This window comes from Methanoculleus sp. (assembly GCF_036677455.1).
Taxonomy (GTDB): domain Archaea; phylum Halobacteriota; class Methanomicrobia; order Methanomicrobiales; family Methanoculleaceae; genus Methanoculleus.
Window position 1 is genome coordinate 16,702 of sequence record NZ_JAVBWL010000015.1, and the last position, 25,789, is coordinate 42,490.

Here is a 25,789-nt window from a genome sequence, read left to right on the forward strand (position 1 = left end):
ATGCCCGAAGTAGCGGTACTCAGGATAGGCCACCGGCCCGAACGCGACGCGCGGGTGACGACCCATGTCGGCCTCGCGGCGCGGGCGCTCGGTGCGCGGGGGATGTACCTCGCCGCGGACGACCCCGGCGTGGCCGCGAGCATCGAGGATGTGGCCGACCGGTGGGGCGGAGACTTCTATGTGGAGAACGACGTGAAGTGGCGGCGGTGCATCCAGGACTGGAAGGCCAGCGGCGGCAAGGTCGCCCACCTCACGATGTACGGGCTCCGGATGACCGACGTCATCGACGAGGTTCGAAGCCAGGAGCGGGTTCTCGTCGTGGTGGGTGCGGAGAAGGTGCCGGGCGAGATCTACGGCCTTGCCGACTACAACGTCTCGGTGACGACCCAGCCCCACTCCGAGATATCGAGCCTCGCCCTCTTCCTCGATCACCTCTTCGAGGGGAAGGAACTCAACCGGGAGTACCCGGACGCGAAGATCCGGATCGAGCCGACGAAGGTCGGGAAGAAGACGGTGGAGCGGTGACGGGTCGGGTGCTGGTTGCAGGGTTCGCCACGCGGCACGTGGCGCAGTCGGCCCGCCGGGCCGGCTACACGGTCTACGCCGTCGACCACTTCTGCGACCAGGACCTCACCTGGTGCACGGATGAGTGCCTCGGGTTCGCCGACCTCGCCGAACTCCCGGAGAAGATCGCCGAACTCGCCGCCCGCCACCCGGTCGACGCGCTCGTCGTCACCTCGGGCGCCGAGACGATCGGGACGGCGGTCCCGCTCTGCGGCACGCCGCCCGCGAAGGTGGAGCGGTTCCTGGACAAACTGGAGATCCAGCGGTTCTTCGAGGGGCTGGAGGTCCCGGTCCCGCCGCTCGCGGGGACCGGCGACTACCCGGTGATGGTCAAGCCGCGCAGGGGAGCGGGAGGGTGGCGGAACGCCGCCGTAAAGACCGCCGAAGAACTCCGCCGGTGGGAGGAGGCCTGGCCGGACGTCCCGTATGTCGCGCAACAACTCGTCGACGGGATTCCCTCGAGCGTCTCCTGTGTCGCCGACGGCCGGCGTGCGCGGGCCGTCGCGGTCAACCGGCAGATCCTGCGGGGGGAGGGCGAGAGCGCGCACGGGTTTGCCGGCTCGGTCACCCCGTTCTCCCACCCGCTCGCCGGGGAGATGATCGCGGCGGCCGAGCGGATCGCTGCCGCGAGCGGGTGCGTGGGCTCGGTCGGGATCGACTTCATGGCAGGGGAGAAACCCTGGGCGATCGAGATCAATCCCCGGTTCCAGGCGACCGTGGATACGGTCGAGATGGCGACCGGAAAGAGCGTCTTTGGTCTGCACATGGACGCCTGCCGGGGCGTGATCCCGGAGGCGATGCCGCAGGCCCGGCAGGTCGCGGTCCGGCGGATCCTCTTTGCGGAGCGGGATATGCGGCTCGATGCAGACCTCGCGCCGCTTGCTCCCCGGATCGCTGACATCCCCTGGCCCGGGACCGAGTTCGAGGAGGGGCATGCCGTCGTGAGCGTCTACGGCTGCGGGAAGACCGAGACGGCGGCCTTCGAGGACCTGGAGCAGAAGACCGCGGCGGTCCGGAAGTTGATCGGCAGGTGACCGGCGGGCACGGTTGAATACCCGCCGGCGAGGGCTGCCCCCGGGAACCGGAAAACATATTAATGATTGAGAACCCAATGTAGTGCGAATTGATCCTGAAACCCTATCTATTATACAATATTATCACTCACGGGGGAGAATTGAGCAATGGTATCCGTCACTGAATTGTTAAACGATCCGGCGATCAACGCCTATGTCCTGCGCATGATCGGGGAGGGGGGCATCGAACTCATCAGAAACTTCCCCGAGGGGGAGGAGCACAGCGACGAGGAACTCGCCGAGATAACCGGGGTCAACCTCAATACCGTTCGCCATACCCTCTACACGCTCTACGAGAAGCGTCTCGCCGAGTACCGGCGGCTGAAGAACACCGAGACCGGCTGGCTCACCTATCTCTGGCACCTCCGCCTGGACCGCATCCACGACGTGCTCGAGGAGGAGATCCGGGACGTGCTCGAGCACCTTGATGCCCGGGTCACCTACGAGGAGAAGAACGACTTTTATATGTGCAAGAGCTGTGGCGTCGTCTACACCTTCACGGATGCAGCGAACTGGAACTTCGAGTGTCCGAGCTGTGAGGCGATGCTCGAGCACTTCGATAATGAGCTCATCGCCACCGCCCTCAGAAGAAGGGTCGACAGGATCAAGGAGAGCCTCGGGAGTGCGTGAAGAGGACTGCATTGCTCTTCTCCGGAGCACGGGGTGCTCCGAGGGGGTCATCGCCCACTGCCGGGCGGTGCGTGACCTTGCACTCACCTACGCAGCCGATCCCATCATCGACCGCGACCTGGTCGCGGTCGGCGCCCTCCTCCACGACATCGGCCGGGGCGTGACGCACGATATCCACCACGCCGAGGTGGGCGGTGAGGTATGCCGGTCGTACGGTCTTGACGAGGCGATCGTCGCCATCGTCGAGCGGCACATCGGCGCCGGGCTGACGGCCGACGAGTGCTCGCTCCTCAATCTTTTGCCGCGCGACTGCATGCCCCGGACGCCTGAGGAGAAGATCGTCGCCCACGCGGACAACCTGGTGAAGGGGACCCGCATCATCACGCTCGAAGAGCGGCTCCTCCATGGAGTCGCACTCCCGGGGAGGCAGAGGGAACGGATCTGCCGTCTCGCACTCGAAGTGGAACTTTTCAGATGATCAGCCGTTTCACCTGCGGAAGCGCACGCAGGTGCTCATAGACCGACGCCGGGACCCCTGGTGTGTCCACGATCATCACGAGTTTCGGCTCTTCTGCGAGGTAGGGGTCGGTGACGAAGATCTGGCGGATGGGGAGGTCGTGATCGACGAGGACGGCGACCGCCGCACCGACGATCCCCTTCTGGTGCGCGTCCTTCGGGTAGAGCGTGATCACCGAGAGGCCAAGGGCCTCGGCGACCCGGGAGAGGTCGGGCGCGGCGCGCATCCGAAGAAAGATCTCCCGGAGCGCAGGGTTGTCGAGGATGCGGCGGGCAGTGGCATCGACGACCCTGCGATCGGTCTCGATCGCCCTGCCGATGTGCGTCGCCGGGATCTCGATGCCGTTGCAGACGATGCGCCCCTCCTCGTTGATGCCGAACCCGTTCTCAAGCAGGAACCGGATTACCCGGTTCTGGGACGGAGAATCGGCGAATTCTCGTGAGATGTCAGCCCACATGCTGGAATATTGGGCCGGAGCAGATAAATATACACCGAAGCCGGTAGCCGGGCGCTGTGGTCCAGGTCTGTCCGGGGCTCGAGGCCGCCGGCGGTTCCCGGCCGTCCGGGTCAGCGGGAAGCCCGGACCCCGGAGAGCAAGTTATTTTATGTCTCCAGTGCGTTGTATAGAGAGGAACAGGGCGAGGGTTGCCAAGCCAGGTCAAAGGCGCCAGGTTGAGGGCCTGGTCTCGTAGGAGTTCGAGCGTTCGAATCGCTCCCCTCGCATTCTACTTTTTCTGGATCTTCGCGGCGACGTGAAGGTCCGTCCCCGGACCGTTCACCGTGCCAGCGTGATGCGGCCTCCTGGCGGAATTTATTTGAGAAACGTTAACCGGGACGAGTCCGATACCTGTACCGGGATACATATGGAACTGCAGACCGAGAGACGGGATGGAATTCTAACGTTCATCATGCAGGGAAGGCTCGACGGCTACGGCGCGGGGCAGCTTGCGGACGCCGTGCAGGCGTCGTTACAGGCCGACGACCGGTCGATCGTCTTTGACCTTGCCGGAGTGAACTACCTGAGCAGCGCAGGCATCCGGGTCCTCATCGCCACAAAGAAACTCTTGAAGGAACGGAGCGGCACTCTGGCCCTCGCCGGCATGCAGGAGTATCCAAAGAACGTCCTCGATATGGCCGGCGTGACAGCGATCTTCTCCCTCTACCCCGGAATCGAGGAGGCGGTCACTGCCTGCAGGGGGCCACTGGACAGCCTCTCGGTCATCAACGAGATCGCCCGGACTCCGGTCACGATAAACGGCGTTGCCTATACCATTGAACCGGCCTCCACACGGAGGGCGTCGCTCCGGGTCACCGGCAGTCTGGATAGGATGTTGCATGCCCGCCTGACCGAAGGAGACATCCGTGCCATACCGTTCTCAGCGCTCCAGTACTCGCTCGGTATCGGTGCACTCGGAGAGAGCGTGACAGGCGCGCTCCCGCTCCTCGGGGAGATGATCACGCTGCACGGCTCGGTGGTCTGGCTGCCGACGGATGGGAACGAGACGCCGGACTTCTTCACGCCGGCGAAGGACACCGGGGAACTCCCCATCTACTCCGGGTATAACGTAGCACTCGACGGGCCGTTTCACGAGATCGTCACGATCGACGCGGGCGATGAGGGCAGCATCACGCTCTCTGAAGTATACCGCGCGATCTTTGACATTGCCCGGGAACAGAGGCGCGATTTTGCCGGCATCGCCGCGATCGCCATGTGGGCGGTCGTCGATGGGGTCTATAGCCTGGGAGTGAAGCGATCGCCCATTGCGGCATCGTCCCCGGGAAACGGCCTCCCCATCAATGCCGCAGAGAACGCAGGGGAATGGCTCGAAGACAATGACGAGCCGAAGTACCGCGGCGATACGATGGTCAGCTTCGGGTTCGGGATAGACTACTCTGCCTGCAACGACGAGCACCTCCCGGCCCTCACCGACCGGAACCGTCCAAAGACGCAACAGCTGCAACTTCACAACCACGGTGTCATCTTCCGCGGGATGCCGTGGGATGCAACGCTCGACCTCTCCCGGCAGATCGTGCGGATCGTCTCCGAGGGCGAGTTCGTCGATATGCGGCACCTCAAGGACAGCACCCGGGTGCGTCGGGCAAAACTCGCGGTGGCGTATATCTCGGAGATCGCGGTCGACGCATAAGCGGGGTTTGGGGGCTTACAACCCGAGGTCGGACAATCCCGGGTGGTCATCCGGGCGCCGTCCGAGCGGCCAGCGGTACTTCCGCTCCTCCTCTTTGATCGGCAGGTCATTGATGCTGGCATGGCGAGTGCGCATCAGGCCGAGCTCGTCGAACTCCCAGTTCTCGTTCCCGTAGGAGCGGAACCAGTTGCCCGAGTCGTCGTGCCATTCATACGCGAACCGCACCGCGATACGCGCCTCATGAAATGCCCAGACCTCCTTAATAAGGCGGTAATCGAGTTCTTTTGCCCACTTCCGCTCCAAAAATGCGACGATCTCCTCACGACCGTTCACAAACTCCGCCCGGTTGCGCCAGACGCTGTCGGGGCTATACGCGAGCGAGACCTTCTCGGGGTCACGGGAGTTCCATCCATCCTCGGCCATACGGACCTTCTGCACCGCCGTCTCATACGTGAACGGCGGCAGTGGGGGGCGACTCTTCTCAGCCATACGTCCCCCCAACTCCGTATGGAGTGATAAAGGTGTGGGCACCCGGGCGTGACTGCGGGGGTATGCCTGCTCCGGCACGACGATGTCGTACTACCGTACAGAAGATACGGTTGTATGTGCAAAAGCATATCCGGCATAAATTTCTGACGATAACCCCGGTACGACACGCTCTTCGATCAGGACAATTCGCCAAAATATATATGGATCCGGCTCCTTATACCTGATTAATATTCCCGTCTCGATCTCTAGAAACATGCTGTGTCGCATATGATCCAGAGAAACCAGCTTGACCTGAGGAAATTTGTCGCCCCGGAGTTCATCTGCGGATACGGCGCGCTGCACCTTGCGGGCCGGTATGCACGCAACTTCGGGATGAAACGGGTGCTCCTCGTCACCGACCGGGGTGTCCGGGCCGCAGGCTGGGCGGACGCGGTTGGTGAGAGCCTGGCCGAAGCAGGGGTGTCGTTCACCATCTTCGATGCCGTCTCCGTAAATCCCCGTTCCCGGCAGGTGATGGCGGGCATGGAGGTGTACCGGTCCGAAGAGTGTAACGGCATCGTCGCCGTCGGCGGAGAGAGCCCGATGGACTGCGCCAAGGGGATCGGGATTGCGAGTTCCAACATGCGGGATATCCTCACGTTTGAGGGTGTCGACCGGGTGCTGGTCCCTGGCCCGCCGCTCATCTGCATCCCGACGACCGCCGGGAGTTCCGCCGACGTCTCCCAGTTCGCCATCGTCACGGACGAGGAGAAGAAGCGAAAGATTGCCATCATCTCCAAGACGCTCGTTCCCGACATCTCCCTGCTCGATCCCGAACCCCTGACGACGATGTCGCCGGAACTGACCGCAGATACCGGTATGGACGCCCTCACCCACGCGGTCGAGACCTATGTATCCAACGCCAGTTCCCCGATGACCGACATGCATGCCCTTGAGGCGATACGGCTCATCCAGAGTGCGCTGCCTGCGGCGATAGAGGAGCCCGGAGACCTGGACCTGCGGTTCTCGACCCTCCTTGCAAGCCTTCACGCCGGCCTCGCGTTCTCGAACGCCAGCCTCGGGGCCGTGCACGCAATGGCCCACGTCCTTGGAGGGGCCTGCGATCTTGCGCACGGGCGGTGCAATGCGCTTCTCCTTGAGCATGTGATCTCGGCCAACTACGAGGCGGCACCGGATCGATACGACCGGATACGGGAGATCTTCAGCCCGGAAGCGGGCGACCGGAGTTCTCTTCCAGAGGGGATTGCGGCGTTCCGGAGATCGCTCGGGATCACGGGGACCCTTGCCGGGTTCGGCATCAATAAGGAGATGATCCCCGCCTTTGCCCGGCAGGCGTATGCCGACCCCTGTATGGTGACAAATCCGCGCAGGCTCACCTGCGAGGAGATCGAACGGATCTATGAGTCTGCATCCTGAACCCCCTGATGACCGGAACCTGCTGCGGGAGAAGATCATTGGCCTCGGCGAGGTCTCCCTGCACAAGAGTTACTATCCGGAGCTGCAGAGCCGGCTTGCGGAACTCGAACGGTTCAGGGCCATCCTCGACCAGACACACGATGCGATCTTCCTGATCCATACGACGACCGGGAGGCTTGCGGACGTGAACGCATCTGCAGGGACGTATCTCGGCTACTCGAAGGAGGAGCTGCTTGCGATGCCGCTTGCCAGTCTCCTCTCTCAGCAGAGCGTCCGATCGGTCGATCTCGTCAAGGAAAGTGCTCGGCTATCCGGATCCCGGCAGACCTGGATCGCAGCACTTCTGTCGCGTGATGGAACGGAGATCCCCGTGGAGATCACCGCCCGTTCCGTGACCTTTGGCGACGAGACATACACGGTAGCGATTGCGCGGGATATCACGGACCGGATCCTTGCCGAGAAGGAACTCATGATAAAGGAGAGCGCTCTTGAGTCCTCGATCAACGGCATCCTCATCGCCGACCTCGTCGGGACCATCATCTATGCCAACCCGGGCTTTGCCTCAATCTTCGGGTACGAGCGCGGGGAAGCAATCACAGGGAGAAACATTGAGACATTTTTCGCGGATCCTACCCTCGGCAAAGAGATTACAGGTTATCTCCTCGAGAACGGCGCCATCGTGAACGAGGCGCTCGGGCTCCGGGGCAACGGGTCTCTGTTTCATATCCAGCTCTCGGGCAGTGTTGTCGAGAACGATGCCGGGCAGCCGCTCTGCATCATGCTGATCGTCATGGATATCACCGAGCGGATACTCGCCGACCAGATGAAGCGGGAGACATACGCGCAGCTCGGCAAGAACATCGAGCAGTTTGCTATTCTCGGGGATCATATCAGGAACTCGCTCCAGGTGATCGTCGGGTATGCCGAGATGATCGATGACCCGCTCATCAAGAAGATCCTCGATCAATCGGTCCGGATTGACGAGATCGTCACGCAGCTCGACCAGGGATGGATGGAGTCGGCGAACGTCAGGCGGTTCCTGCGGAGGCGTGGGGACGATGCGGATCCCCCGGGCGAGACGGGCACCGGTTCATCGACGACGATGGAAGAGTCCTGAGATGCGCTTCTAAAGGGTCCAGGTTTTCAGCACCGTTGCGCCCCGTTATGGGTAAAACACATAGAAAACGGTGCCGTCTCAGCGGTCTTGCGTTGCGCGATGGAACTGAGGATCGTAAAGCGGATTGGGGTTTAACCCCGGAAAGGACGCCCCGGCCGGGATTTGAACCCGGGTCAAAAGCTCCGCAGGCTTCTAGGATATCCACTACCCTACCGGGACACGAGAAGAAGTGCCTTTCCCCTAATTACTAGGTTGTTCTCCTTAAAAAAGGATTGCTCGCCGGAAGGGCGGGGCCCCCCGGGGAGGTGGACGGGAGCCGGCAGATGCCCGGGGAAAACCTGGTAAGAACCGGGCTCCCGGCGTATTCACCTCTCAGGGTATAGTGGTGCTGGTCTGGTTCAGACCGCTCCTGCACGCATCAGCACGTGCACCTTCGCATCGTTTCCGGCGAGCTCGATCAGGTAATCGCCGCGCTCGCCCACGAAGACCCGTTTATGGGTATCTGCGCTGTAGAGTTTCCCGAACCCGTCCTCCCGGAAGATCCTGCCGGACTCGCGGTCCCTCACGGTCACCGTAAACCACGACGTCTCGCTCGGGAAGGTCTGTTTGACCATCCCGCTCTTTATATTCGTATGATCACTTGTAGCATACTTCTCCCGCGTGATCATCTTCGGCTCCACCTGGAACTCGATGATGAGGGGTGGTTTGGTCAGGTTGAAAGAGTATGCTTCCCTCGTATGCGTGAGGTTGAACTGTGTCGTCTGGTTGTAGATGGTCACGTAGGGATCCGGCGTCGGCGTGACCGCCGGCAGCGAGCTGAGCGTGGGGCCGGCCGCACTCTTTGTGGGGGTGGGGTACGGGGTTGCCGGGGTCAGGTATCCCGGGTCGGGAGTCGACACGCCCGGCGTCTCCTGCGATTCCGACGGTGAAAAAAGGCCGGACCAGCCGGATTCTCCCTCCGGCGGCAACTCTGCGCATCCGGCGGATGCGAGGAGCAGGACCATTGCTGCAACGATGAAGAACGATCTATACACCCTGGTCATCGTAGTGGGATTATGCAAAGGGGTATTTATGCTTTTACTCACGGCATCATGGAGAATTATTCTACACTCAGAATATATATTCAAACTGCATATATGGCCTGGATCTCTGGCCGATACAAATAATCTGTCTTTCGGACACCTGACACAGTCACCCAGAACGAAGATGATGGCGATGGTCTGTGGGGGTTGTTCGGCAGCAGGAATTGACCCGCCTCAGGCCTCGTTCCGGGAGATCCAGTAATGTATATCAGCGCTTGCGGTCAACGATTGATGATAACGATGGGTAAAAAGCAGGGCAAAGAGGCAAAACGCGGGGCGCATACGTATGACGACGGTGGGGATCTCGATGCCGGTGTGGAGGTCCCGGCACACCCGGATACGTTCACCCTCGATACACTTGTGGCGTCCGTCAGGGCCAGCAGGTACCTGCAGGTCCTCATCGGGCTGACACTCGCCGGATTTCTCCTCCGGTTCTACAACCTCGGCGGGAACTCGCTCTGGCTCGACGAGGCCTCGACCCTCACATTTGCCCGGCAGTCGCTCATCGGCATATGGGAGAGCACCGCCGGCGGCGAGTTCAACCCGCCGCTCTTCTACTGGCTGGAGCACGGCATGCTCCTCTTCGGCGCGAGCGAGTTCGTGCTCCGCTTCCTCCCCGCGCTCCTCGGTGTCCTGACGATCCCGGTCATCTACCTCATCGGGACAGAGTTCCGGGACAGGAACGTCGGGCTCATCGCTGCCGCTCTCCTCACGTTCTCGCCCTTCCACATCTTCTACTCCCAGGAAGCCCGGGCATACGCCCCGATGCTCTTCCTCTTCTCGCTCGCGCTGCTCTTCTACGTGCGGGCGAGCAGGTCGGACGACGTCCGCTCCTGGGTCCTCTTCGGGGTCTTCTCCGCGGTCTCCTTCTGGATGCACTTCTACGCCATCGTGCCGGTCGCCGTCCTCATCCTCCACGCCCTCGTCACCCGTGCGGGCGGAGTCCTGAGCGACCCCCGGAGCGCGAGGAACCTGGCCCTCTCGGTCGTGGCGTTCGTCGTCGCAAGTCTCCCCCTGCTCATCGTAACCGTGAACCTCTTTATGGTGAGGACCTCATCCGCCCCGACGTTCGGCATCCAGGGGCTCGATGTCATCTACCAGACTCTCCTCCAGATATCGGGGTTCAGCGACCTGATCCTGACACTCTTCGTCATCCTCTTCGTGATCGGCGTTGCGTACACCTGGCGAAAGGACCGGAACGGGGCGCTCCTCCTTGTCTTCATGATGGTCCTCCCGCTCGCGGCAAGCCTTGTCCTCTCGTCGAGGATGCCGATGATCCCGCGCTACCTCATCTACCTTCTCCCGGTCTACTTCATCGGGATCGCTGCGGCGTATCCCGCACTCTACGCCCTCGTCCGGGACAGGCGGGCGGTCTACGCCGTCGTCGCGGCGGTGTTCCTCATCAGCACTCCGTTCCTCTCGACCTACTATACAACACCCCAGAAGACCGACTGGCGCGGGTTCTCCACGGACCTCGCAGGGATGACGGGAGAAACCGACCTCGTCGTCGTGCTGCCCCCTTACATGGCGCAGCCGCTCGACTACTACTACAACAACGCGACCGACGGAACCCTTGAACTCGGGGCGACGACCGGGGAGGATCTCGCGGCGATCCGCGGCATGCACCCCGGCAGGCAGACATTCTATGTGGTGACCTCCGATATCTTCGCTGCGAACCCCACCGGGGATGCAGTGACCTGGCTTGAAGGGAACACAGAGTTTGCCGGGCAGCATACGGGGATCTTCCTCTTCAGGTCGGCTTAAGGAGGGGAGTGCAACGACCGAGACCTATGACCTGACGGTGATCATCCCGACCTTCAACGAGGAGGAGAACATCGCCGCAATCATCGAGGCGGTCAGCGGAGTCTTCAGAGTGAACGGCATCCGCGGAGAGGTCCTGGTGGTGGACGACGACTCGAAGGACCGCACGATCGAGATCGTGCGAGCAATTGCCGGTCAGCGTGATGACGTCCGGCTGATCGTGCGGAGGGAGGACCACGGCCTCTCCCAGTCGGTCGTCGAAGGGTTCGGGGCGGCGCGTTCGGGTATCCTCCAGGTCATCGACGCTGACTTCTCGCACCCGCCCAAACTCATCCCCCGCTTTTACGAGGCGATCCGGGGCGGGGCCGACGTTGCCATCGGGAGCAGGTACATGCGGGGGGGCAACATCGAGGACTGGCCGATCAAGCGGAGGGTCATATCGCTCGGTGCCACGGCGTTTGGGCGGATGCTCTTTCCCGAGATCACCGATCCCGTGAGCGGGTTCTTTTCCGTGCGACGCGATGTCGTCGCCGGCGCCCCGCTTGCCCCCCGGGGGTACAAGATACTGATGGAGGTCCTTGGCAAGGGCCGGTGGGAGACCTTCGTCGAGATCCCGTTCGTCTTCAAAGACCGCGAGGAGGGGGAGAGCAAACTCCGGGTCGGCACGATGGTCGAGTACCTCAAACAGTGCGCCGGCATCGTCCGCTTCGCGGTCGCGCGCCGGACAGGTCCGGTATGGACGGAGTGGACGAAGATCGTCCGGTTCGGGCTTGTCGGGCTCTCCGGGATCCTCGTCAATATGGGGCTCCTCTACGCCCTGACCGAGATTGCCGGCCTCTACTACCTCGTCTCCGCCGTGATCGCGATCGAACTCTCGATCGTAAACAACTTCATCTGGAACGATCTCTGGACGTTTCAGTCTGCACGGGGCCTCAGGTTCGGACGGAGGATCCAGCGCTTTCTCTCGTTCCAGGCGGTCTCGATGGGCGGGCTCGTCATCAACATGGGGGTCCTCTACCTCCTCGCGGATATTGCCGGGGTCTATTATCTCGTCGCGAACCTGGCCGGGATCCTCATCGCGTTTGCCTGGAACTACGCGGTGAACCGGCACTTCACGTGGGTTGGAGCATAGTAACGAACTCGCCAGGAAGGCCAGAGAGGAGCTTCTCCGTCAGGATGCGGGAAAAAAGCGGTTGCGGGTGATATTGCCGGTCCGGACACCCGCTCATGAAGCATAGTCCCGGATAACGCCCCGGTAGACATCCACCGCTCGCTCAAGTTGCGCCACGGAAACCCGCTCGTCAACCGCGTGCAGCGTCGGGATCTCTCCCGGTCCGTACTCCACGACGGCGAACCCCTCATCGCGAAGGTACTTCGCGTCGCTTGCGGCCCACTGGAGGAACGGCACCGCAGGTCTGCCGTAGACCCGCTCCACCTCGTGAGATATCGTCCGGACAATCCGTGCATCCGGGGGGGTCAGGGTCGGTTCGGCGACGTCTGTCTCGCGTATCGTGGCGTCCGGGGCGTGCTCGGCGATGCCCCTCCGGAGCCCCTCAAGGGAACAGCCCCAGGGCACCCGGACATCGAGCTCCATCCGGCACTGCTCCGCGACGATGTTCGCCTTCTCGCCGCCCTCGATCTTTCCCGGGTTGAACATCACCCTGGTGAGGATCTCGTCCCCGCCCTCGATCCCGAAGACCTCGGAGAAGACCCGGGCGGACTGCTCGACGAGCGGTTGCAGGTCCTTTCCGGCCGGGAACCGGTGTGCGTGGACCTCCCGCAGGTAGCCGATGAGATCGACCGCCGCCATGACGGCGCTCTTCCCGACCAGGGGATAGAGCGAGCTGTGGCCCGGCCTGCCACGGAAGGCGATGTCGACCCGGTAAAGGCCCTTCTGGCCGACCGCCGGGCTCATCTCCGGGGTCGGTTCGGCTATCAGGCAGTCCCGGGGCGTGAGCAGGTCCTGTGCCAGCAGCGACCGGATACCATGTTCTCCGCCGGTCTCTTCGTCGCAGACGAAGGCGAACTGCACCTTTGGCTCCACCCCGCTCTCGATGAGGTCCTGGTAGGCAACAAGAAGGGCTGCGCACCCGCCCTTCATATCGGTCGTGCCCCGCCCCCAGACGTAGCCGTCGACGACCTCCCCGCCGTAGGGGTCATGTGTCCAGTCGTCGGGGATGGCCGGGACCACGTCCACGTGGCCGCAGAGGAGGAGCCGGGGGTCTGCCTCGGTCGTGACGAGGTTGTCCCGCCCGCCCGGGCAGGAGACGATGCGGTTCTTCACCCCGAGCGAGTCGAGGAACTCCGCGATGAACGCGATGAGATCGGCGGTGCTCCCCGGCGGGTTCTCGCTCCTGATCCGGACGAGCGATGAGGTGAGACGGGCGACGTCCATACCTGCCTCCTTATGCGGATCGGGTTCTCGCGTACTCGTCGAAGAGCCGGGCAAGCGACGACGTCGTATAGAGTTGTTTGATGAATTTCGGGTCAAAGAACTCGTCGATGAACGTCGAGAGGTACCCGGCCGGGAACGCAGACTTCTGGTCGGGGTCGAGCACGATGCGGAAACTCCGGTACTGGGCAGGGTCGTCGCTGTCGTAGATGCCGGACCAGAGCAGCGGGAGTTCGTCGAACTTCTCCGGGTGCTCGGCCTTGAGCCAGTTGATGAAGTCGGGGAAGAGTGCCCGCTCGCCGACCTTCGCTTCATCCACCCGCCACCGCAGGTACTCCATGCTCATGATGTTCCGGGGGGACATGGGGCTATACGAGAGGACGGTGAGGGTGTAGTCGATGTGGGAGAGGGCATCGATGAAGTAGAAGTACAGAACCGGGTGAAACTCGGAGGGGTTCTCCAGGATCAGTGATTTCCCGTAGAGTTTCTGCATCACACGGGTATACTCGTTCGCTTCCAGCATACACTTCTATTGGGAAGGGCGGGACAAAAAGTACTCCTTCACCACAGTGGGGATGGGGGCGACGGGCCGAAGGGTGCGACTGCCGGAGCATGAGAAGCCATCAGGCTTCGATTCCGGAGCAGGCGCACCGCCAGGTGCAAAAGGTGGGGCCGGGTGGTTAAAGGAGGGTGGGCCGGGCAGGGGTCGCCGCTCGGGCTTGATGGTGCGTGAACCTCGTTCGACCCTGTTGGGGCACGCATCGCCACTCGCACCTCCGGTGCTCCTGCTCCGGTTCTACGAACCGTCGCCTTCGAAAATTGCTGCGCAATTTTCTCAAACTCCGGTCGGTCCTGCGGACCGACCATCGTTAGGTGAAAAACGGTTCCCGCCTGCTTACGGCTTCCCTGAATGCGTCTTCCAGATCCTTGCCGTGTTTGCCCCTGGTATCGACCAGGTTGTCGCTCCGCAGAAGGCAGGGCTTGAGTTTTCCGTCGGAGGTCACGCGCAGGCGGTTGCAGAACCCGCAGAACTCCGTGTTGTGGAGCGGCCGGACCACCTCGACCTCGGCGCCGTCGAGGCAGTACTTCTTCCGGTGGTGCATCCTCCGGGTGACGACCCGGGTTGCCCGCTCGTTCAGGTCCTGCTCGACGCTGTCCACATCCCCGTGGAACTTGCACTCGTTGAACTCCATCAGCTCGATTACCTGCAGGATGAGATCAGGTTTGTTCCGGACGAACGCCATGAAGTCGTCCAGCTCATCCTCGTTGATCCCTTCAAGGAGCACCATGTTCAGCTTGACCGGGGTCAGTCCGACCTCGATCGCGGCATCGATCCCTGCAAGGACATCCGCGAGGCAGTCCTTCCCCGTGATGGCCCGGTATCGCTCGGGACGGAGAGTGTCGAGGCTGACGTTCACCCGGGCAAGCCCGGCCTCTTTGAGTTCCGCAGCCTTTGCCGCGAGGAGCGTCCCGTTCGTCGTCAGGGACGACTCGACGCCCGGCGGCACGGAGCGGATGATATCGGCGAGGTCACGGCGGAGGAGGGGCTCCCCGCCGGTGAACTTGATGCTTTTCACGCCGAACTGCACGCCCACCCGCATCAGTTCGGCGATATCCTCAGCACTCATCTGTTCCTGTGGTTGCACCTCACCCTCGGCGTGGCAGTAGATGCACCGCAGGTTGCACCGGGGTGTCAGGCTGATCCTGAGATTGGTCACGGTTCGGTTATAGGGGTCCTTCAGCACCATCGCATGTACCTTTGAAGTTTTTTGCAATAATGTAGGTCTCGGCACTCCCCTTCCGTGACGCCTTCGTCCTGTGCCCCCTGACGGAATAGAAGTGTTTTCTTGCTTCGGCGATGAGTTCTCCGAAGAGTTCCCCCTGGAACGATTTTATCACCAGGTTGCCCCCGGGCTTCAGGAGCGTGCACGCAAACGCCAGGGCATCCTCGCCGAGCCCGATCGCCCGGGCCTGGTCGTAACTCTTCTGGCCGGAGAGTTTCGGTGAGGCGTCGGAGACCACGATGTTGACGATCCCGCCGGCCTCCTCGCGGATGCGTTCCTGGACCTCCGGGTCGGTGAAGTCCCCGACGATGGTGGTGACGCCTTCCATGGGCGCGATCGGGTTGAGGTCCACGCCGATGACCTTGCCCCCCGTCAGGTCGCGGAGGACCTGCAGCCAGCTGCCCGGCGCCGCCCCGAGGTCGACGACGTTGTCGCTCGGCCTGATGATCTCGTTCTTCTGCTGGATCTCCAGCAGCTTGTAGGCTGCCCGCGCCCGGTATCCGGCCTTCATCGCCTTTCTATAGACGCTATCTTTTGTCCATTGAGAACCCATTGCGAAATTACCCTCCGCTTGAGGCTGATAGACGGTTACCTGTACGTCATCAGCATGTTCAGGAGATTATGTATGGTATTTGATGCAGTTAACTATGAATGTATAGGGTTCCACCCGGTGCCGGCAGACGGGGCGGTTGGGGCATATCGTAAAGCACTATAATGTATAACGCGATTATATACTTTCAACGAGAGTTTAATAAGGGGTCACAAATGTTAAAGGCAACGATTGATGCAGATATATTTCGGGAATCCATCGACGCGATCGCCGCACTGGTGACTGAGTGCCGGCTGCATACGGCCGAGGACGGAATACGGGCGCGAGCCGTCGATACCGCAAACGTGGCCATGGTCTCCCTGGAACTCCAGAGCACGGCGTTCAACACCTTTTCAGCGACCGCCGGAGAACTGGGCCTGGATATCGCCAAAATGAAGAACATCCTCGGGATGATGGGGAAGGGCGACGCGCTGACCTTGAGCCTGCTCGATGAAGAGCGGAAACTTGAACTGAGTTTCGGCGGCTACCGCTACTCGGTCACCCTCCTCGATGTCAATACTATCCGGAAAGACCCGAACCCGCCCGGGATCGACCTCCCGGGGAAGGCGGTCCTCTCGGGCGATGCGCTGAACAGCGCCATAAAAGCGGCTGCCGTCATCTCCGACAAGATTGCTCTCGGGATCGACCCCGATGCCATGACCTTCTACATGGAGGCGGAAGGAGACACCGACCACATCAAACTCGCGCTCGGTGAGGACCAGCTTGTCGCCCTCAACCCCGTCCGGGCCCGCTCCCTCTTCTCGATCGACTACTTGAAGGATATGGGCCGGGTCATGGCACGCGCAGAGAAGGTGGAGGTCTACCTCGGCATCGATCACCCGGTACGGTTTGTCTTTGACATTGCGGACGGCAACGGCCGTGTCGATTACCTCCTTGCCCCTCGGATCGAGGCTGATTGATGGATGTTGTACTCGACCGCAAAGAACTCACTAAGTACCCATTTTTAAAAGAATCACAGCAGCTGGCTCGCCAGCACGTGGAGTCGCTCGAAGCATTTCTCGCAAGCAGCCCGGGCGCTGTTGCGCTCGAGCGGGCAAAGGAGCGCGTCATTGCTGCCCTCTCTCCAAAGAGGGATTTCTCGGATGAGAGAACGCAGAAGATCAAGCCTGAACTTGAGATTGCAAGTTATGCGCTTGCGCGGATGCTGGTCTCCTGTATCAGCGACCGGTCCCTCATCGACCGCCTTGCGCGCTACGAGGCCGAACGCGCCTCCTTCTTCCTTGCGACCGAGGATCCTGAGATACGGCGGTTCGTTGCCTGGAGTATCGGCATCAGCACCGGGACAACGACCCTGCCGGTCACCGACTATATCGAACTGGTGCCGCACCTGCGCGATAAGCGCTGGCGGCTCGTGAACAGGGACGTGCGACAGGGGGTGGTGAGCCTTGAAGCCGGCGAGATCGACGAGCTCATCCGGGAGCGGATCCGGGTTATCCTCGTCGATCAACTTCCGCTCCGGGTCCCGCCAGGGATCTGCGAACGCCTTGAGCCGGCTACGAGCGAGATATCCGCGCTCCGCCAGCAGCAGATCCTTGAAGAGTTCGGCGAGATCAAGGAGGAGGCGTTCCCACCCTGCATCAACGCGCTCATCCAGGCCATCACCGCGGGAACGAACCTGACGCACATGGGCCGATTCGCCATCACGTCGTTCCTTCATACCGTCGGGATGAACACAACCGGCATCGCGGAGATCTTCGCGCGGGCGCCTGACTTCGACCTGGAGATGACGATGTACCAGGTGGAACACATCTCCGGCCGGGGCGGCACCGAGTATACCCCTCCGTCGTGCGCCACCATGCGCACCTTCGGGCTCTGCGCGAACCGGGATAAAGACTGCGAGCGGGTCAACCACCCCTTGAGTTACTACCGGTTCAAGAAGAGCGCCAAAAAGAAGCGGGGTTAAGTGACCATTTTATCGATCGAATAGCCCGCCACACTGAGCGCGGCGATGAAGATGATCAGCGCGAGGATGTATGCCGCCCCCTCACTTCCTGCCATAAGCCCGGGCAGCATCACCAGAAGCGCGATAAACAGTATGAGGGACCCTAATCCGGCCAGCACCTCAAGAACCCGTAGATTCATGTACAGGGGTAGGATATGGGCAGGTATATCTCTATCCCCGGGGCGGGGGACCCACATGCTTATGATGCGCGCCCGACAATCCATCTCGCATGGAGAGAGACGAGGCACTGGCCCTGCTCCGGCGTTACGTAACGTCACCGTCCCATATCATTCACAGTCTCGCAACGGCGGCCATCATGAGGAAGGTTGCCGGGCGCCTCGGTGAGGATGCCGGGACGTGGGAGGTCATCGGCCTCCTGCACGACATCGACTACGACCTCGTTGACGGGGATATGGAGCGGCACGGCATCGAGGGCTACCGGATCCTCATCGAGAACGGTGTCCCGGAGGAGGTAGCGGGTATCGTCCGGCGGCATAACCACCTGCTCACATCAGGCTATGAGCGGCCCGTCGAGGTCGCGCTCCAGGCGGCCGACAGCGTATCGGGCCTGATCCTCGCCTGCGCCCTGGTGAAGGGCGGGGCGATCGACGAGGTCACGTCCCGGACGGTGAAAAAGAAGTTCAAGGAGAAGTCGTTTGCCGCCGGGTGCGAACGCCATCGGATCCGGATGATCGAGCCTCTCATGGACCTGGAGACGTTCTACCGCCTCGCGATAGACGGGTTCAAAGATGTTCGCGGCGATATTGGCCTCGCCTGAACAGGACTGCTATCGTCCCGGAGGAGAGGAAGAAACCATGATACAGGAAGAGCGCGCGAGGGTGGTCAGTCGCCTGGAAGAGGCCGTAATGCTCCTTGTCGAGCGGATGGATGCCCGTCTCGTCCCGGAGGGCGGGATGCAGATCGTCTACGCCCTGCCCGACGCGCGGAGCCGGGACGATGTGGCGGGAGTCGCCGGCCGGATCGTCAGGCTCGGCGATGAGGTCCGCCCCGCCGGGGAGATCGCGTTCGGGGCAGGCGAAGAGGTGACCCGGTTCGTCCTCACGACCATGCGCTTCGATTCGGAGATCCGGAGCGCGGCAACCATCCGCTTCTCTGAAACGGTCCTTATGGAGATGGAGAACCTCCTCTTCGAGGTCTGCTCCTTTGACCGGGCAAAAGAACCGCCGGGGGTGCAGACGATGGACTGGGGCGTCGCCTCGTGCTGCAAGGAGGGCGTGCCCGACGTCGTCTACGACCGGTGCGCCGTGGGGGTTGAACTGATCTTCCGGGTGTTCGGGGAGGATCCGGTCAGGGTCGCACACAATCTTCTTAAACTGTCAAATCGCATAACCTATGCACAATTATAAGGGAAGGTCCACATGGGAATCAAGCCATCATATATCAAGAACCTCGGCGAAGAGCTCATCGTCAAGCATCGCGACAGATTTAGCGGAGATTTTGAGGAGAACAAACATGCCGTTGCTGAAGTTGCCGTGATCGACAGCAAGGGCGTCCGGAACAGGGTTGCCGGCTACATCTCAAGAAAGATTAATACAAGGAAGCGGTAAATCCTCACTATATGTTTGAGGGAATCCTTCCAGCAATCATCACTCCTTTTCACCGGGATTCCGGGTCGGGTCTCGATATTGAAGGATTACGGTCCAACATCGAGTTCCTGCTGCAACGTGGGGTCCACGGCATCGTCCCTTGCGGGTCGACCGGGGAATCCGCGACGCTCACGTTCGAGGAGCACGAGCAGGTGATCGGTGAGACCGTTGAGGTCGTCAACGGACGGGTGCCGGTTCTTGCCGGGACCGGATCGAACAACACCGCAGAGGCGATCCGCCTGACCCGGTCGGCAAAAGACGCGGGTGCGGACGGCGCGCTCGTCATCAGCCCGTACTACAACAAGCCGAACCGCTCCGGTCTCGTCAAGCACTTTACGAAGCTTGCCGATCTCGATCTCCCCGTCATCCTCTACAACGTCCCCGGCCGGACAGGGCAGAACCTCCAGCCCGACCTGGTGATCGAGCTCGCCCGGCACCCGAACATCGTCGGGATCAAGGAGGCGAGCGGCGACATCACCCAGATCTCCCGTATCATCGAGGGGACGCGGGACGAGGACTTCATCGTCCTCTCGGGCGACGACGCGATGACACTCCCGGTCCTTGCGCAGGGGGGTGCGGGAGTGATATCGGTGGTCGCGAACGTCGACCCCGGCCGGATGGTGCAGATGTACGAGGCCTTCCGCGCAGGCGACCTATCTCGCGCGCAGGACCTGCATTACGAACTCGCGCCGCTCATGCGGGCGATGTTCATCGACACGAACCCCATCCCCGTGAAGAAGGCAGTAGAACTCCTCGGGATGGCCGCGGGATCGGTCCGGCTGCCGCTCGACGAGCTCGATGGTGCGAAGACGGAACAGTTGAGGAAGGTGCTCGCGAACTATGACTAGGATAGCGGTAGCCGGGGCCCTGGGCCGTATGGGCACCAACATCGGTCGCCTCGTGGACGAGGCTCCCGACCTGGAACTCGTCGGAGGCGTCGATCTTATGGAGGGATCGTTCTTTGGGAAGACCGTGGTCCCTTCGGCCCGGCTGGATGCGTTCCTCAAGGAGAAGAAGCCTGATGTCCTGATCGACTTCACTGTTGCGGCAGCTGCGGTCGAGAACATCAAGGCGGCCGCCGCAAACAACGTGGCGCTCGTCGTCGGGACGACCGGGTTCTCCCCTGAACAGAGGGATGTGATCCGGGGTGCCGTCGAGGGGAACGTGCCCGCGGTGATATCGAGCAACTTCTCGGTCGGCGTGAACATCTTCTGGAAGCTCGTGCGGGAGGCCGCCCGTCAGCTCGGCGACTACGACATCGAGGTCACGGAAGCCCACCATCGGCACAAGAAGGACGCCCCGAGCGGGACGGCAAAGACCATCCTTGAGATCCTTGACCAGGAACTCGGAAACCGCGAGAAGGTCTACGGCCGCGTCGGGGATGCCCTCCGGAAGGAGGGCGAGATCGGTGTCCACGCCGTCCGCGGCGGTGACATCGTCGGCGATCACTCCGTTCTCTTTGCAGGGAACTATGAGTGTATCGAGGTCTCTCACCGCGCCTACGACCGGGCGGTCTTTGCGCAGGGAGCGGTCCGGGCCGCACGCTGGGTCGCCGGCAAAGAACCACGCATCTACTCGATGCAGGAAGTTCTCGGACTGTGAAACGGAAGAACGAAATTTATTTTTTACTACACGCATAACGTATGTACATTCGGAGGAACAAAGTTGCCAGCAGTTGTTGATATCGAGAAGTGTACCGCCTGTGAGACCTGTGTTGATGTCTGTCCGGCTTCCGCCATTCAGATGGAAGACGGCAAGGCAAAAGTTGACGTCGATCTCTGCGTTGATTGCGAGACCTGCGTCGATGAATGCCCGTCTGAGGCAATCTCGATGGAATAAAGAAACATACTCTTTTAATACCACCAACACTACAGATATTTTTGTCTATGATCAATGTAGGAGTGCTTGGTGCCACAGGAGCGGTGGGACAGCGCTTCGTTCAGCTTTTAGCGGATCATCCCTGGTTTCATCTCCAGGCATTGACCGCTTCGGAACGGAGTGCCGGAAAACCCTATGGAAAGGTGGTCAACTGGCGCCTCGATGCGCCGTACCCGGATAACGTCAGCGATCTCGTTGTCACTCCCACAACCCTCAAGAGCCTGAAGGACTGCGACCTCGTCTTCTCGGCGCTGCCCGCCGAGGTGGCGACTTCCCTTGAGGCGGAGATCGCTGATGCAGGCATCGCCGTCTGCAGCAACGCCCGGTCGCACCGGATGGACCCCGACGTCCCGCTGGTGATCCCGGAGGTCAACCCCGATCACCTGGGCCTGATCGACGTCCAGCGGGACCGCGGGCGCGAGGGGTTCATCGTGACCAACCCAAACTGTTCGACTATCGTCCTTGTACTGGCTCTTGCACCCCTCAAGTCGTTTGAATTCCACGACGTGCGTGCGGCAACCATGCAGGCAATCTCGGGAGGGGGATTTGAAGGTGTCCCTGCCATGGCGATCTACGACAACGTCGTTCCCTACATCGGCGGCGAGGAGGAGAAGATAGAGACCGAGACCCTGAAGATCATGGGGACGTTCAACGGGGCCGAGGTGATCCCGGCACCCTTCAGCGTGAGTGCAAGTTGTCACCGGGTCCCGGTTACTGACGGGCATACCATCGCGGTCTGGATCGACGTGAACGAATCAGTCGCTGAAGTGAAAAAAGCTTACGCAACCTTTAAGTCACCTTTCAGCAATCTACCCTTACAGCCGGCAAGGGCCGTTGAGCTCCTCGACCAGTCCGACCGTCCGCAACCCAGGCTCGACCGTAACCGGGGGCGGGGGATGACGGTGTCAGTTGGGAGGATCCGTGAAGGATTGCGATTTGTTGCGCTCGGGCACAACACCATCCGTGGGGCTGCAGGCGCATCCGTCCTCAACGCAGAGCTGATACACTCGATGAAGTATCTCTAGACGAGGTGGGCTAATGATAAAGGATAACACAGTATTCGTGGGAAACAAACCAGTCATGAACTACGTGCTTGCGGTGGTCACTCAGTTCAACAACGGAGCGGAGGAAGTTGCGATCAAGGCCCGGGGAAAAGCGATATCTCGTGCAGTCGATACGGCGGAGATCGCGCTCAACCGGTTCTTAGAGAACGTGAACAAGAAAGAGATCTTTACGTCGACCGAGATGATCGACACCGATACAGGGAAGACGAACGTCTCAAGCATCGAGATCGTCCTCACTCATGCAAAGTGAGGTCTCGACAGCACTTTTTTGGACGTTCTCCGGGGAGCGCGAAGGGCGGTTCCGCCTGCTTTCCACCCGGTTTCGGCGATTCCGCTATCCCCAGGGCGCCTCTTGTGTATCTCCTGCAGGCTGCCGGTATATCGCGGTACTCGCTTTTATCCGGGCTATTCGGCCGATATTCCATTATACTGCCATTTGCGTCCAGGATCGACCATAAAGGTTTTATGAGTCCCCCCATAACCATTAGTGGTATGAGGTGGGTGGCGGTCGGACTGGTACTGATGCTGGTATCTGCTCTCGTCGCTCCTGCGGTGGCGGCGGGCGAGGAGCGGTACAGTTACATCACGGTCGAAGATGTCACCATCCGGCTGGAGAAAGCGGATGCCGTCGTCACGATGAATTACACGATCGACGGTGGTATCGGGTTTCTCGTTCTCCTCCTCGGGAAATCCGACCTGAAGCAGAAGGCGCTCAATATCCTGAGCTTCGAGAACGCCGAGGTTCAGCGCCTCGATCTCAAGCACGCCGAGGTTCGCGTGAAGAATATCTCCAACGATTACGGAGGCGGATCGTACTGGCTGCCGGCGCACACGTTCGGCGTGGTCGTACCTTCCCTCACGATCATCACCCCGCAGGACGTCAAGCATTACGAGAACGTCAGTGACTTCCCTGACGGACTCGGCTATTTTGTTTGAATCGATTCCGCTCTCTCCGCTCTTTGAAGATTCAGGGAGACGAGAGGATCCTGCTTCACCCGGGAAGAGTTGTTTCCGGCATCAATCGTGGGTGGGTGCCGCCGCCTTCAGCATGAACCGGAGCGCTGCGCCTTTCTCCGGGCGCCCGATCCTCGATCCATACCCTCCGCCGTAATGCTCGATGAGCGTCTGGATGAGGTGGAGAGGTCGGGACCCTGTCCTCCCCCCGTGTCATGCCGCGTTTGAACTGGTGGAAGGGCGCTCTCTGGACCTCGTCGGATACGCCTTTTTCGAACTCTCATCAACAGGGGTGCCGTCCGCGCGGCAGGTCCTGCACGATGACGACGGGAGCGTTGCACCGGTGATGCGGCTTTCTACGAGGTCGGATCCTGCGGGTTCGCGGCATATCGGCAGGTCACCGGTGTGTCACAAAGAGATGACGCCGGGGTTCATCGGTCCCCTGTAGCCTTATGCTTCTCTCTTCAATGCGACGGGCTTGCGCTCATTGCTCCACCTGCCCAGGAGCGACTGGAGGTAAACGCCGAGGAAGGCGCAGAAAAGGCCTCCGAGTGTAGCGAAGATGATGTACTTCACGCCATCCGTACCCGATATGGGGAACCCGACAATCTCGCTGATCGAGAGGATGTAGGTGCTTGCCCCGTAGGCGATGGCCCCGATCGCCAGCACGAAGAACGGCAGGGCGACCACCCGCTGGATTGCCTCCCGCTCGTTCAAGAAGACGTCGATGATCTTTCCCACCGATGCAACGAGACCGGCGGCGGTGAACCAGGCGATAGAACCGTAGATGAACGCCAGGATCTGGAAGAAGATGCCGAACGCGGAGTAGTACTCGAGGAGGCTGATGAGCCCGAGGACGATCCCGACGATACCGAGCAGTATTGCGGCGATGTAGGAGACGAAGGTGAACCTGCCGCCATGCAGCGATGTCCGGAGCGAGTTGATCAGGTAGCCGAAGATCTCGTCGATCCCGATGCCCTTGAAGAGCAGATAGGTTCCGACAACACCGACGACGACGATGGTTGCGCCCTCAGGGTATCCCAGCAGGTATCCCACGGCGTAGAGGAGCATGGCAAGACCGAGCGGTACAAGCACGATCTTCGAGACCTTCGGGTCGTCGAGGAGCCTCTTGAGGATATAATACGTCCCCTCAAGGTTCGGCATCTGGTTGACCACGACCCTCCGCACGCTGCTGACCGGCACCCGGGACTGGATGATCGGCAGGACGTACTCGTCTTCGGCGCCGTCCGTCACCAGGATGCAGTTGGTCGAGCCTGTCGCCGAGAGGATCGTATCGAGACTGGAGGCCACCCGCCGATCGCCCTCGAGCAGGTTCATGTGGTTGCCGCAGATGACCGCGATGGCAACCTCTTCCCCCCGCCCGATGAGTTCGTCGTAGAGTTTGATCGTCTCGAAGATCGCGTTGAGGTCGGAGTCCTCGGGATCGCTCAGGGCGAGAGCGGTCGCTGCGTGGAGGCATGCCTCCCTGCCCACGATAGGGCCGTCGATCCGGGCTTTAAACCCGAGATCGTCATCCCGATCGACACAAAGGACGAGCGTCCGCTCTTTTGCCATTCAATAAGAATCTCCTCGAATCTATTAAATAATTTGCAGCGAGGAAGGAAAAAAGTATTAAATAAGTTTTGCACGCTGAAGCAGGAGCAGATCGTCGGTCGTGATCTTTTCACCGTCGCGGAACTGCTGGAACACACGTTCCGCCTCTTTCCGGACAGCCTTCTGCTCTTTGGTGACTTTGGTCTTCTTGGTCTTCTTCCGCAGGCCCGAGATCACCTTATCGTAATCGCGGAGTTCCTTCTGGCAGGCGATGAACTGCTTGTGCTCCTCGTCTGCCGATTCCTGAGCCTCAACGAACTGCTGGTGAGCCTGGTCGGCCTCCTCGCGGGACTTGTCGGCTTTCCGGTAGGACTCCACCATCAGGTCATGGTGCTGCTGGGCGGCCTCGGCCTTCTCGGTGACATCCTTGTGGATCTCCGAGGCCAGCCTCCGAAACTCACGAGCATCGGTGAGTTTCGTCCGCATCTCCTTGTTCTGCTCGAATTCGGCTTCCTGGTCCTTGGCCGCCGCCTTCAGCTGCTTGATCTTCTCGATCAGTTCGCGCTCTTTATCGGTGCTGTAGACCTCGGTCTGCTGCTTGAACTCCAGATGCTCTATCTGCTTCTGGATCTCCTTGATGCCCCGGTTTTTGAGGTTACCGTGATCCTTCTTGAAGGACTCGATCTCCTCGAAGAGCGCGTTCGCCTTATCGTTGTACTCGTTCCTCTGGTCCTTCAGCGCTTGGACTTCCTCGTTGATCGCATCCCGCTGCTCTTTATGCTGCTGCGCCTCCTCGACGAACTCGCGGGTCTGGGTGTTTAAGGTGTTGCGTTCGCGTGCATTTTTGCTGGCAAGCGCATTCAACTCGTTACGCCGGTCTTTGTGCTGTTCAGACTCCGCAAGGACTTTTTTTCTCTTCTCAATCAGATCGTTCAGCATTCTCTACCAATCCTCGACATTCGGTACCTGTCTCATATCCCACCAGCGGAAGCCCGCTCCCATGCGAGGGATGCCGGAGGCTTATGTAGTTGGCTACACCACAAGAAAAGACGTTTCCGGACTCGATGATCGAGGCCGTCGTTCATCTGTCTGCTCATGTGTTCAACCCCGGTACTTGGCAACCGCAGACCCGCAGGTTCTGCGCCCTGCACAATACACCCCGTGCTGGAGGGATTATACAAGAACGTCTATATTTCAAACGTCATCCG

At 60.9% G+C, this 25,789-nt stretch carries 30 protein-coding genes and 2 tRNA genes; 21 read left to right on the forward strand and 11 right to left on the reverse strand.

From position 1 onward, the window contains the following. From V6K60_RS04390 to V6K60_RS04405, 4 genes are all read left to right on the forward strand, one after another. Window positions 1-525, forward strand: a complete 525-nt coding sequence (locus V6K60_RS04390; RefSeq protein ID WP_332449298.1) for a tRNA (cytidine(56)-2'-O)-methyltransferase — start codon at window positions 1-3, stop codon at window positions 523-525. Next, window positions 522-1,598, forward strand: coding sequence for an ATP-grasp domain-containing protein (locus tag V6K60_RS04395; RefSeq protein WP_332449299.1), 1,077 nt, complete (start codon window positions 522-524; stop codon window positions 1,596-1,598). Before V6K60_RS04390 ends, V6K60_RS04395 begins: the two co-directional genes overlap by 4 nt. Window positions 1,599-1,745: 147 nt before the next feature. Further along, window positions 1,746-2,267, forward strand: coding sequence for a transcription factor (locus V6K60_RS04400; protein ID WP_332449300.1), 522 nt, complete (start codon window positions 1,746-1,748; stop codon window positions 2,265-2,267). Beyond that, window positions 2,260-2,745 (forward strand): HDIG domain-containing metalloprotein, encoded by a 486-nt coding sequence (locus V6K60_RS04405; RefSeq protein ID WP_332449301.1) that lies wholly within the window; start codon window positions 2,260-2,262, stop codon window positions 2,743-2,745. The genes V6K60_RS04400 and V6K60_RS04405 overlap by 8 nt, the downstream gene beginning before the upstream one ends. Here the strand turns inward: V6K60_RS04405 and V6K60_RS04410 are convergent. Beyond that, window positions 2,738-3,241, reverse strand: coding sequence for a regulator of amino acid metabolism, contains ACT domain protein (locus tag V6K60_RS04410; RefSeq protein ID WP_332449302.1), 504 nt, complete (start codon window positions 3,239-3,241; stop codon window positions 2,738-2,740). The two genes, V6K60_RS04405 and V6K60_RS04410, sit on opposite strands and share 8 nt — an antisense overlap. A 181-nt stretch (window positions 3,242-3,422) precedes the next feature. Here V6K60_RS04410 and V6K60_RS04415 point away from each other — a divergent pair. Beyond that, window positions 3,423-3,507: transfer RNA gene (locus V6K60_RS04415), tRNA-Leu, on the forward strand. A 140-nt stretch (window positions 3,508-3,647) separates the two neighbouring features. Next, window positions 3,648-4,931 carry an STAS domain-containing protein gene (locus V6K60_RS04420; protein WP_332449303.1) on the forward strand — a complete coding sequence of 428 codons (1,284 nt, stop codon included), beginning with the start codon at window positions 3,648-3,650 and terminating at the stop codon, window positions 4,929-4,931. 15 nt (window positions 4,932-4,946) lie between these two features. Here V6K60_RS04420 and V6K60_RS04425 read toward each other — a convergent pair whose 3' ends face one another. Continuing rightward, complete coding sequence (locus V6K60_RS04425; RefSeq protein ID WP_332449304.1) at window positions 4,947-5,420, reverse strand: nuclear transport factor 2 family protein; 474 nt, start codon at window positions 5,418-5,420, stop codon at window positions 4,947-4,949. 267 nt (window positions 5,421-5,687) lie between these two features. Between V6K60_RS04425 and ercA the strand changes: the two genes are divergently transcribed. Both ercA and V6K60_RS04435 read left to right on the forward strand, forming a co-directional pair. Beyond that, a complete protein-coding gene (gene ercA, locus V6K60_RS04430; RefSeq protein ID WP_332449305.1) occupies window positions 5,688-6,836 on the forward strand; it encodes an alcohol dehydrogenase-like regulatory protein ErcA in 1,149 nt (382 codons plus the stop codon). Beyond that, entirely contained in the window at window positions 6,820-7,953 is a 1,134-nt protein-coding gene (locus V6K60_RS04435) for a PAS domain-containing protein (protein ID WP_332449306.1), read from the forward strand. Before ercA ends, V6K60_RS04435 begins: the two co-directional genes overlap by 17 nt. Window positions 7,954-8,100: 147 nt before the next feature. Here V6K60_RS04435 and V6K60_RS04440 read toward each other — a convergent pair. Together V6K60_RS04440 and V6K60_RS04445 are read right to left on the reverse strand one after the other, a co-directional pair. After that, window positions 8,101-8,172: transfer RNA gene (locus tag V6K60_RS04440), tRNA-Arg, on the reverse strand. Between the two features lie 179 nt (window positions 8,173-8,351). Further along, window positions 8,352-8,996: a hypothetical protein gene (locus V6K60_RS04445; protein WP_332449307.1), complete on the reverse strand. Its 645-nt coding sequence runs from the start codon at window positions 8,994-8,996 to the stop codon at window positions 8,352-8,354. 279 nt (window positions 8,997-9,275) lie between these two features. On the opposite strand from V6K60_RS04445, the gene V6K60_RS04450 reads away from it, so the two are divergent. Together V6K60_RS04450 and V6K60_RS04455 are read left to right on the forward strand one after the other, a co-directional pair. Then, on the forward strand, window positions 9,276-10,799 hold the full coding sequence (locus V6K60_RS04450) for a glycosyltransferase family 39 protein (protein ID WP_332449308.1): 1,524 nt from the start codon (window positions 9,276-9,278) through the stop codon (window positions 10,797-10,799). Then, complete coding sequence (locus V6K60_RS04455) at window positions 10,756-11,928, forward strand: glycosyltransferase family 2 protein (protein ID WP_332449309.1); 1,173 nt, start codon at window positions 10,756-10,758, stop codon at window positions 11,926-11,928. Before V6K60_RS04450 ends, V6K60_RS04455 begins: the two co-directional genes overlap by 44 nt. Before the next feature lie 93 nt (window positions 11,929-12,021). Here V6K60_RS04455 and V6K60_RS04460 read toward each other — a convergent pair whose 3' ends face one another. The 4 genes from V6K60_RS04460 to V6K60_RS04475 all read right to left on the reverse strand — a co-directional run bounded on the left by V6K60_RS04460 (window position 12,022) and on the right by V6K60_RS04475 (window position 15,525). Then, window positions 12,022-13,191 carry a M20 family metallopeptidase gene (locus tag V6K60_RS04460; RefSeq protein ID WP_332449310.1) on the reverse strand — a complete coding sequence of 390 codons (1,170 nt, stop codon included), beginning with the start codon at window positions 13,189-13,191 and terminating at the stop codon, window positions 12,022-12,024. A gap of 10 nt (window positions 13,192-13,201) precedes the next feature. Further along, window positions 13,202-13,711: a hypothetical protein gene (locus V6K60_RS04465; protein ID WP_332449311.1), complete on the reverse strand. Its 510-nt coding sequence runs from the start codon at window positions 13,709-13,711 to the stop codon at window positions 13,202-13,204. Between the two features lie 346 nt (window positions 13,712-14,057). Next, entirely contained in the window at window positions 14,058-14,936 is an 879-nt protein-coding gene (gene moaA, locus V6K60_RS04470) for a GTP 3',8-cyclase MoaA (protein ID WP_332449312.1), read from the reverse strand. Further along, a complete protein-coding gene (locus tag V6K60_RS04475; protein WP_332449313.1) occupies window positions 14,914-15,525 on the reverse strand; it encodes an RlmE family RNA methyltransferase in 612 nt (203 codons plus the stop codon). Before V6K60_RS04475 ends, moaA begins: the two co-directional genes overlap by 23 nt. Before the next feature lie 212 nt (window positions 15,526-15,737). On the opposite strand from V6K60_RS04475, the gene V6K60_RS04480 reads away from it, so the two are divergent. Further along, entirely contained in the window at window positions 15,738-16,481 is a 744-nt protein-coding gene (locus V6K60_RS04480; protein ID WP_332449314.1) for a DNA polymerase sliding clamp, read from the forward strand. Beyond that, window positions 16,481-17,485 carry a DNA primase regulatory subunit PriL gene (priL, locus tag V6K60_RS04485; protein WP_332449315.1) on the forward strand — a complete coding sequence of 335 codons (1,005 nt, stop codon included), beginning with the start codon at window positions 16,481-16,483 and terminating at the stop codon, window positions 17,483-17,485. Before V6K60_RS04480 ends, priL begins: the two co-directional genes overlap by 1 nt. Here priL and V6K60_RS04490 read toward each other — a convergent pair. Beyond that, window positions 17,482-17,664: a hypothetical protein gene (locus V6K60_RS04490; RefSeq protein WP_332449316.1), complete on the reverse strand. Its 183-nt coding sequence runs from the start codon at window positions 17,662-17,664 to the stop codon at window positions 17,482-17,484. The genes priL and V6K60_RS04490 overlap by 4 nt on opposite strands. An 89-nt stretch (window positions 17,665-17,753) precedes the next feature. Between V6K60_RS04490 and V6K60_RS04495 the strand changes: the two genes are divergently transcribed. From V6K60_RS04495 to V6K60_RS04535, 9 genes are all read left to right on the forward strand, one after another. Then, window positions 17,754-18,302 (forward strand): HD domain-containing protein, encoded by a 549-nt coding sequence (locus V6K60_RS04495; RefSeq protein WP_332449317.1) that lies wholly within the window; start codon window positions 17,754-17,756, stop codon window positions 18,300-18,302. Window positions 18,303-18,339: 37 nt separating this feature from the next. Next, window positions 18,340-18,891, forward strand: coding sequence for a thiamine-phosphate synthase family protein (locus V6K60_RS04500; protein ID WP_332449318.1), 552 nt, complete (start codon window positions 18,340-18,342; stop codon window positions 18,889-18,891). 12 nt (window positions 18,892-18,903) lie between these two features. Further along, window positions 18,904-19,092, forward strand: coding sequence for a 30S ribosomal protein S17e (locus V6K60_RS04505; protein WP_332449319.1), 189 nt, complete (start codon window positions 18,904-18,906; stop codon window positions 19,090-19,092). Window positions 19,093-19,103: 11 nt separating this feature from the next. Then, on the forward strand, window positions 19,104-19,979 hold the full coding sequence (gene dapA / locus V6K60_RS04510; RefSeq protein WP_332449320.1) for a 4-hydroxy-tetrahydrodipicolinate synthase: 876 nt from the start codon (window positions 19,104-19,106) through the stop codon (window positions 19,977-19,979). Beyond that, complete coding sequence (gene dapB / locus V6K60_RS04515; protein ID WP_332449321.1) at window positions 19,972-20,733, forward strand: 4-hydroxy-tetrahydrodipicolinate reductase; 762 nt, start codon at window positions 19,972-19,974, stop codon at window positions 20,731-20,733. The genes dapA and dapB overlap by 8 nt, the downstream gene beginning before the upstream one ends. Window positions 20,734-20,796: 63 nt before the next feature. Further along, window positions 20,797-20,970, forward strand: a complete 174-nt coding sequence (locus V6K60_RS04520) for a 4Fe-4S binding protein (protein WP_292386052.1) — start codon at window positions 20,797-20,799, stop codon at window positions 20,968-20,970. A gap of 47 nt (window positions 20,971-21,017) precedes the next feature. After that, complete coding sequence (gene asd / locus V6K60_RS04525) at window positions 21,018-22,034, forward strand: aspartate-semialdehyde dehydrogenase (protein WP_332449322.1); 1,017 nt, start codon at window positions 21,018-21,020, stop codon at window positions 22,032-22,034. Window positions 22,035-22,047: 13 nt separating this feature from the next. Further along, a complete protein-coding gene (gene albA, locus V6K60_RS04530; RefSeq protein WP_292386048.1) occupies window positions 22,048-22,323 on the forward strand; it encodes a DNA-binding protein Alba in 276 nt (91 codons plus the stop codon). 242 nt (window positions 22,324-22,565) lie between these two features. Then, on the forward strand, window positions 22,566-23,009 hold the full coding sequence (locus V6K60_RS04535) for a hypothetical protein (protein WP_332449324.1): 444 nt from the start codon (window positions 22,566-22,568) through the stop codon (window positions 23,007-23,009). 468 nt (window positions 23,010-23,477) lie between these two features. Here the strand turns inward: V6K60_RS04535 and V6K60_RS04540 are convergent, their stop codons facing one another. Then, window positions 23,478-24,602 carry a DUF373 family protein gene (locus V6K60_RS04540; protein WP_332449325.1) on the reverse strand — a complete coding sequence of 375 codons (1,125 nt, stop codon included), beginning with the start codon at window positions 24,600-24,602 and terminating at the stop codon, window positions 23,478-23,480. Window positions 24,603-24,659: 57 nt separating this feature from the next. Then, window positions 24,660-25,520: a coiled-coil protein gene (locus tag V6K60_RS04545; protein WP_332449326.1), complete on the reverse strand. Its 861-nt coding sequence runs from the start codon at window positions 25,518-25,520 to the stop codon at window positions 24,660-24,662. Between the last annotated feature and the right edge of the window lie 269 nt (window positions 25,521-25,789).

What these genes read in the sequence shown, in the direction of transcription:
- V6K60_RS04410 (WP_332449302.1), bottom strand. Translation starts at nt 3,241, where the DNA reads ATGTGGGCTGACATCTCACGAGAATTCGCCGATTCTCCGTCCCAGAAC.
- V6K60_RS04475 (WP_332449313.1), bottom strand. Translation starts at nt 15,525, where the DNA reads ATGGGTTCTCAATGGACAAAAGATAGCGTCTATAGAAAGGCGATGAAG.
- V6K60_RS04500 (WP_332449318.1), top strand. Translation starts at nt 18,340, where the DNA reads ATGATACAGGAAGAGCGCGCGAGGGTGGTCAGTCGCCTGGAAGAGGCC.
- V6K60_RS04435 (WP_332449306.1), top strand. Translation starts at nt 6,820, where the DNA reads ATGAGTCTGCATCCTGAACCCCCTGATGACCGGAACCTGCTGCGGGAG.
- V6K60_RS04460 (WP_332449310.1), bottom strand. Translation starts at nt 13,191, where the DNA reads ATGGACGTCGCCCGTCTCACCTCATCGCTCGTCCGGATCAGGAGCGAG.
- V6K60_RS04505 (WP_332449319.1), top strand. Translation starts at nt 18,904, where the DNA reads ATGGGAATCAAGCCATCATATATCAAGAACCTCGGCGAAGAGCTCATC.
- V6K60_RS04480 (WP_332449314.1), top strand. Translation starts at nt 15,738, where the DNA reads ATGTTAAAGGCAACGATTGATGCAGATATATTTCGGGAATCCATCGAC.
- V6K60_RS04390 (WP_332449298.1), top strand. Translation starts at nt 1, where the DNA reads ATGCCCGAAGTAGCGGTACTCAGGATAGGCCACCGGCCCGAACGCGAC.
- V6K60_RS04450 (WP_332449308.1), top strand. Translation starts at nt 9,276, where the DNA reads ATGGGTAAAAAGCAGGGCAAAGAGGCAAAACGCGGGGCGCATACGTAT.
- V6K60_RS04400 (WP_332449300.1), top strand. Translation starts at nt 1,746, where the DNA reads ATGGTATCCGTCACTGAATTGTTAAACGATCCGGCGATCAACGCCTAT.
- ercA (WP_332449305.1), top strand. Translation starts at nt 5,688, where the DNA reads ATGATCCAGAGAAACCAGCTTGACCTGAGGAAATTTGTCGCCCCGGAG.
- dapB (WP_332449321.1), top strand. Translation starts at nt 19,972, where the DNA reads ATGACTAGGATAGCGGTAGCCGGGGCCCTGGGCCGTATGGGCACCAAC.
- albA (WP_292386048.1), top strand. Translation starts at nt 22,048, where the DNA reads ATGATAAAGGATAACACAGTATTCGTGGGAAACAAACCAGTCATGAAC.
- V6K60_RS04540 (WP_332449325.1), bottom strand. Translation starts at nt 24,602, where the DNA reads ATGGCAAAAGAGCGGACGCTCGTCCTTTGTGTCGATCGGGATGACGAT.
- moaA (WP_332449312.1), bottom strand. Translation starts at nt 14,936, where the DNA reads ATGGTGCTGAAGGACCCCTATAACCGAACCGTGACCAATCTCAGGATC.
- V6K60_RS04490 (WP_332449316.1), bottom strand. Translation starts at nt 17,664, where the DNA reads ATGAATCTACGGGTTCTTGAGGTGCTGGCCGGATTAGGGTCCCTCATA.
- V6K60_RS04495 (WP_332449317.1), top strand. Translation starts at nt 17,754, where the DNA reads ATGGAGAGAGACGAGGCACTGGCCCTGCTCCGGCGTTACGTAACGTCA.
- V6K60_RS04420 (WP_332449303.1), top strand. Translation starts at nt 3,648, where the DNA reads ATGGAACTGCAGACCGAGAGACGGGATGGAATTCTAACGTTCATCATG.
- V6K60_RS04445 (WP_332449307.1), bottom strand. Translation starts at nt 8,996, where the DNA reads ATGACCAGGGTGTATAGATCGTTCTTCATCGTTGCAGCAATGGTCCTG.
- V6K60_RS04545 (WP_332449326.1), bottom strand. Translation starts at nt 25,520, where the DNA reads ATGCTGAACGATCTGATTGAGAAGAGAAAAAAAGTCCTTGCGGAGTCT.
- priL (WP_332449315.1), top strand. Translation starts at nt 16,481, where the DNA reads ATGGATGTTGTACTCGACCGCAAAGAACTCACTAAGTACCCATTTTTA.
- dapA (WP_332449320.1), top strand. Translation starts at nt 19,104, where the DNA reads ATGTTTGAGGGAATCCTTCCAGCAATCATCACTCCTTTTCACCGGGAT.
- V6K60_RS04425 (WP_332449304.1), bottom strand. Translation starts at nt 5,420, where the DNA reads ATGGCTGAGAAGAGTCGCCCCCCACTGCCGCCGTTCACGTATGAGACG.
- V6K60_RS04535 (WP_332449324.1), top strand. Translation starts at nt 22,566, where the DNA reads ATGAGGTGGGTGGCGGTCGGACTGGTACTGATGCTGGTATCTGCTCTC.
- asd (WP_332449322.1), top strand. Translation starts at nt 21,018, where the DNA reads ATGATCAATGTAGGAGTGCTTGGTGCCACAGGAGCGGTGGGACAGCGC.
- V6K60_RS04465 (WP_332449311.1), bottom strand. Translation starts at nt 13,711, where the DNA reads ATGCTGGAAGCGAACGAGTATACCCGTGTGATGCAGAAACTCTACGGG.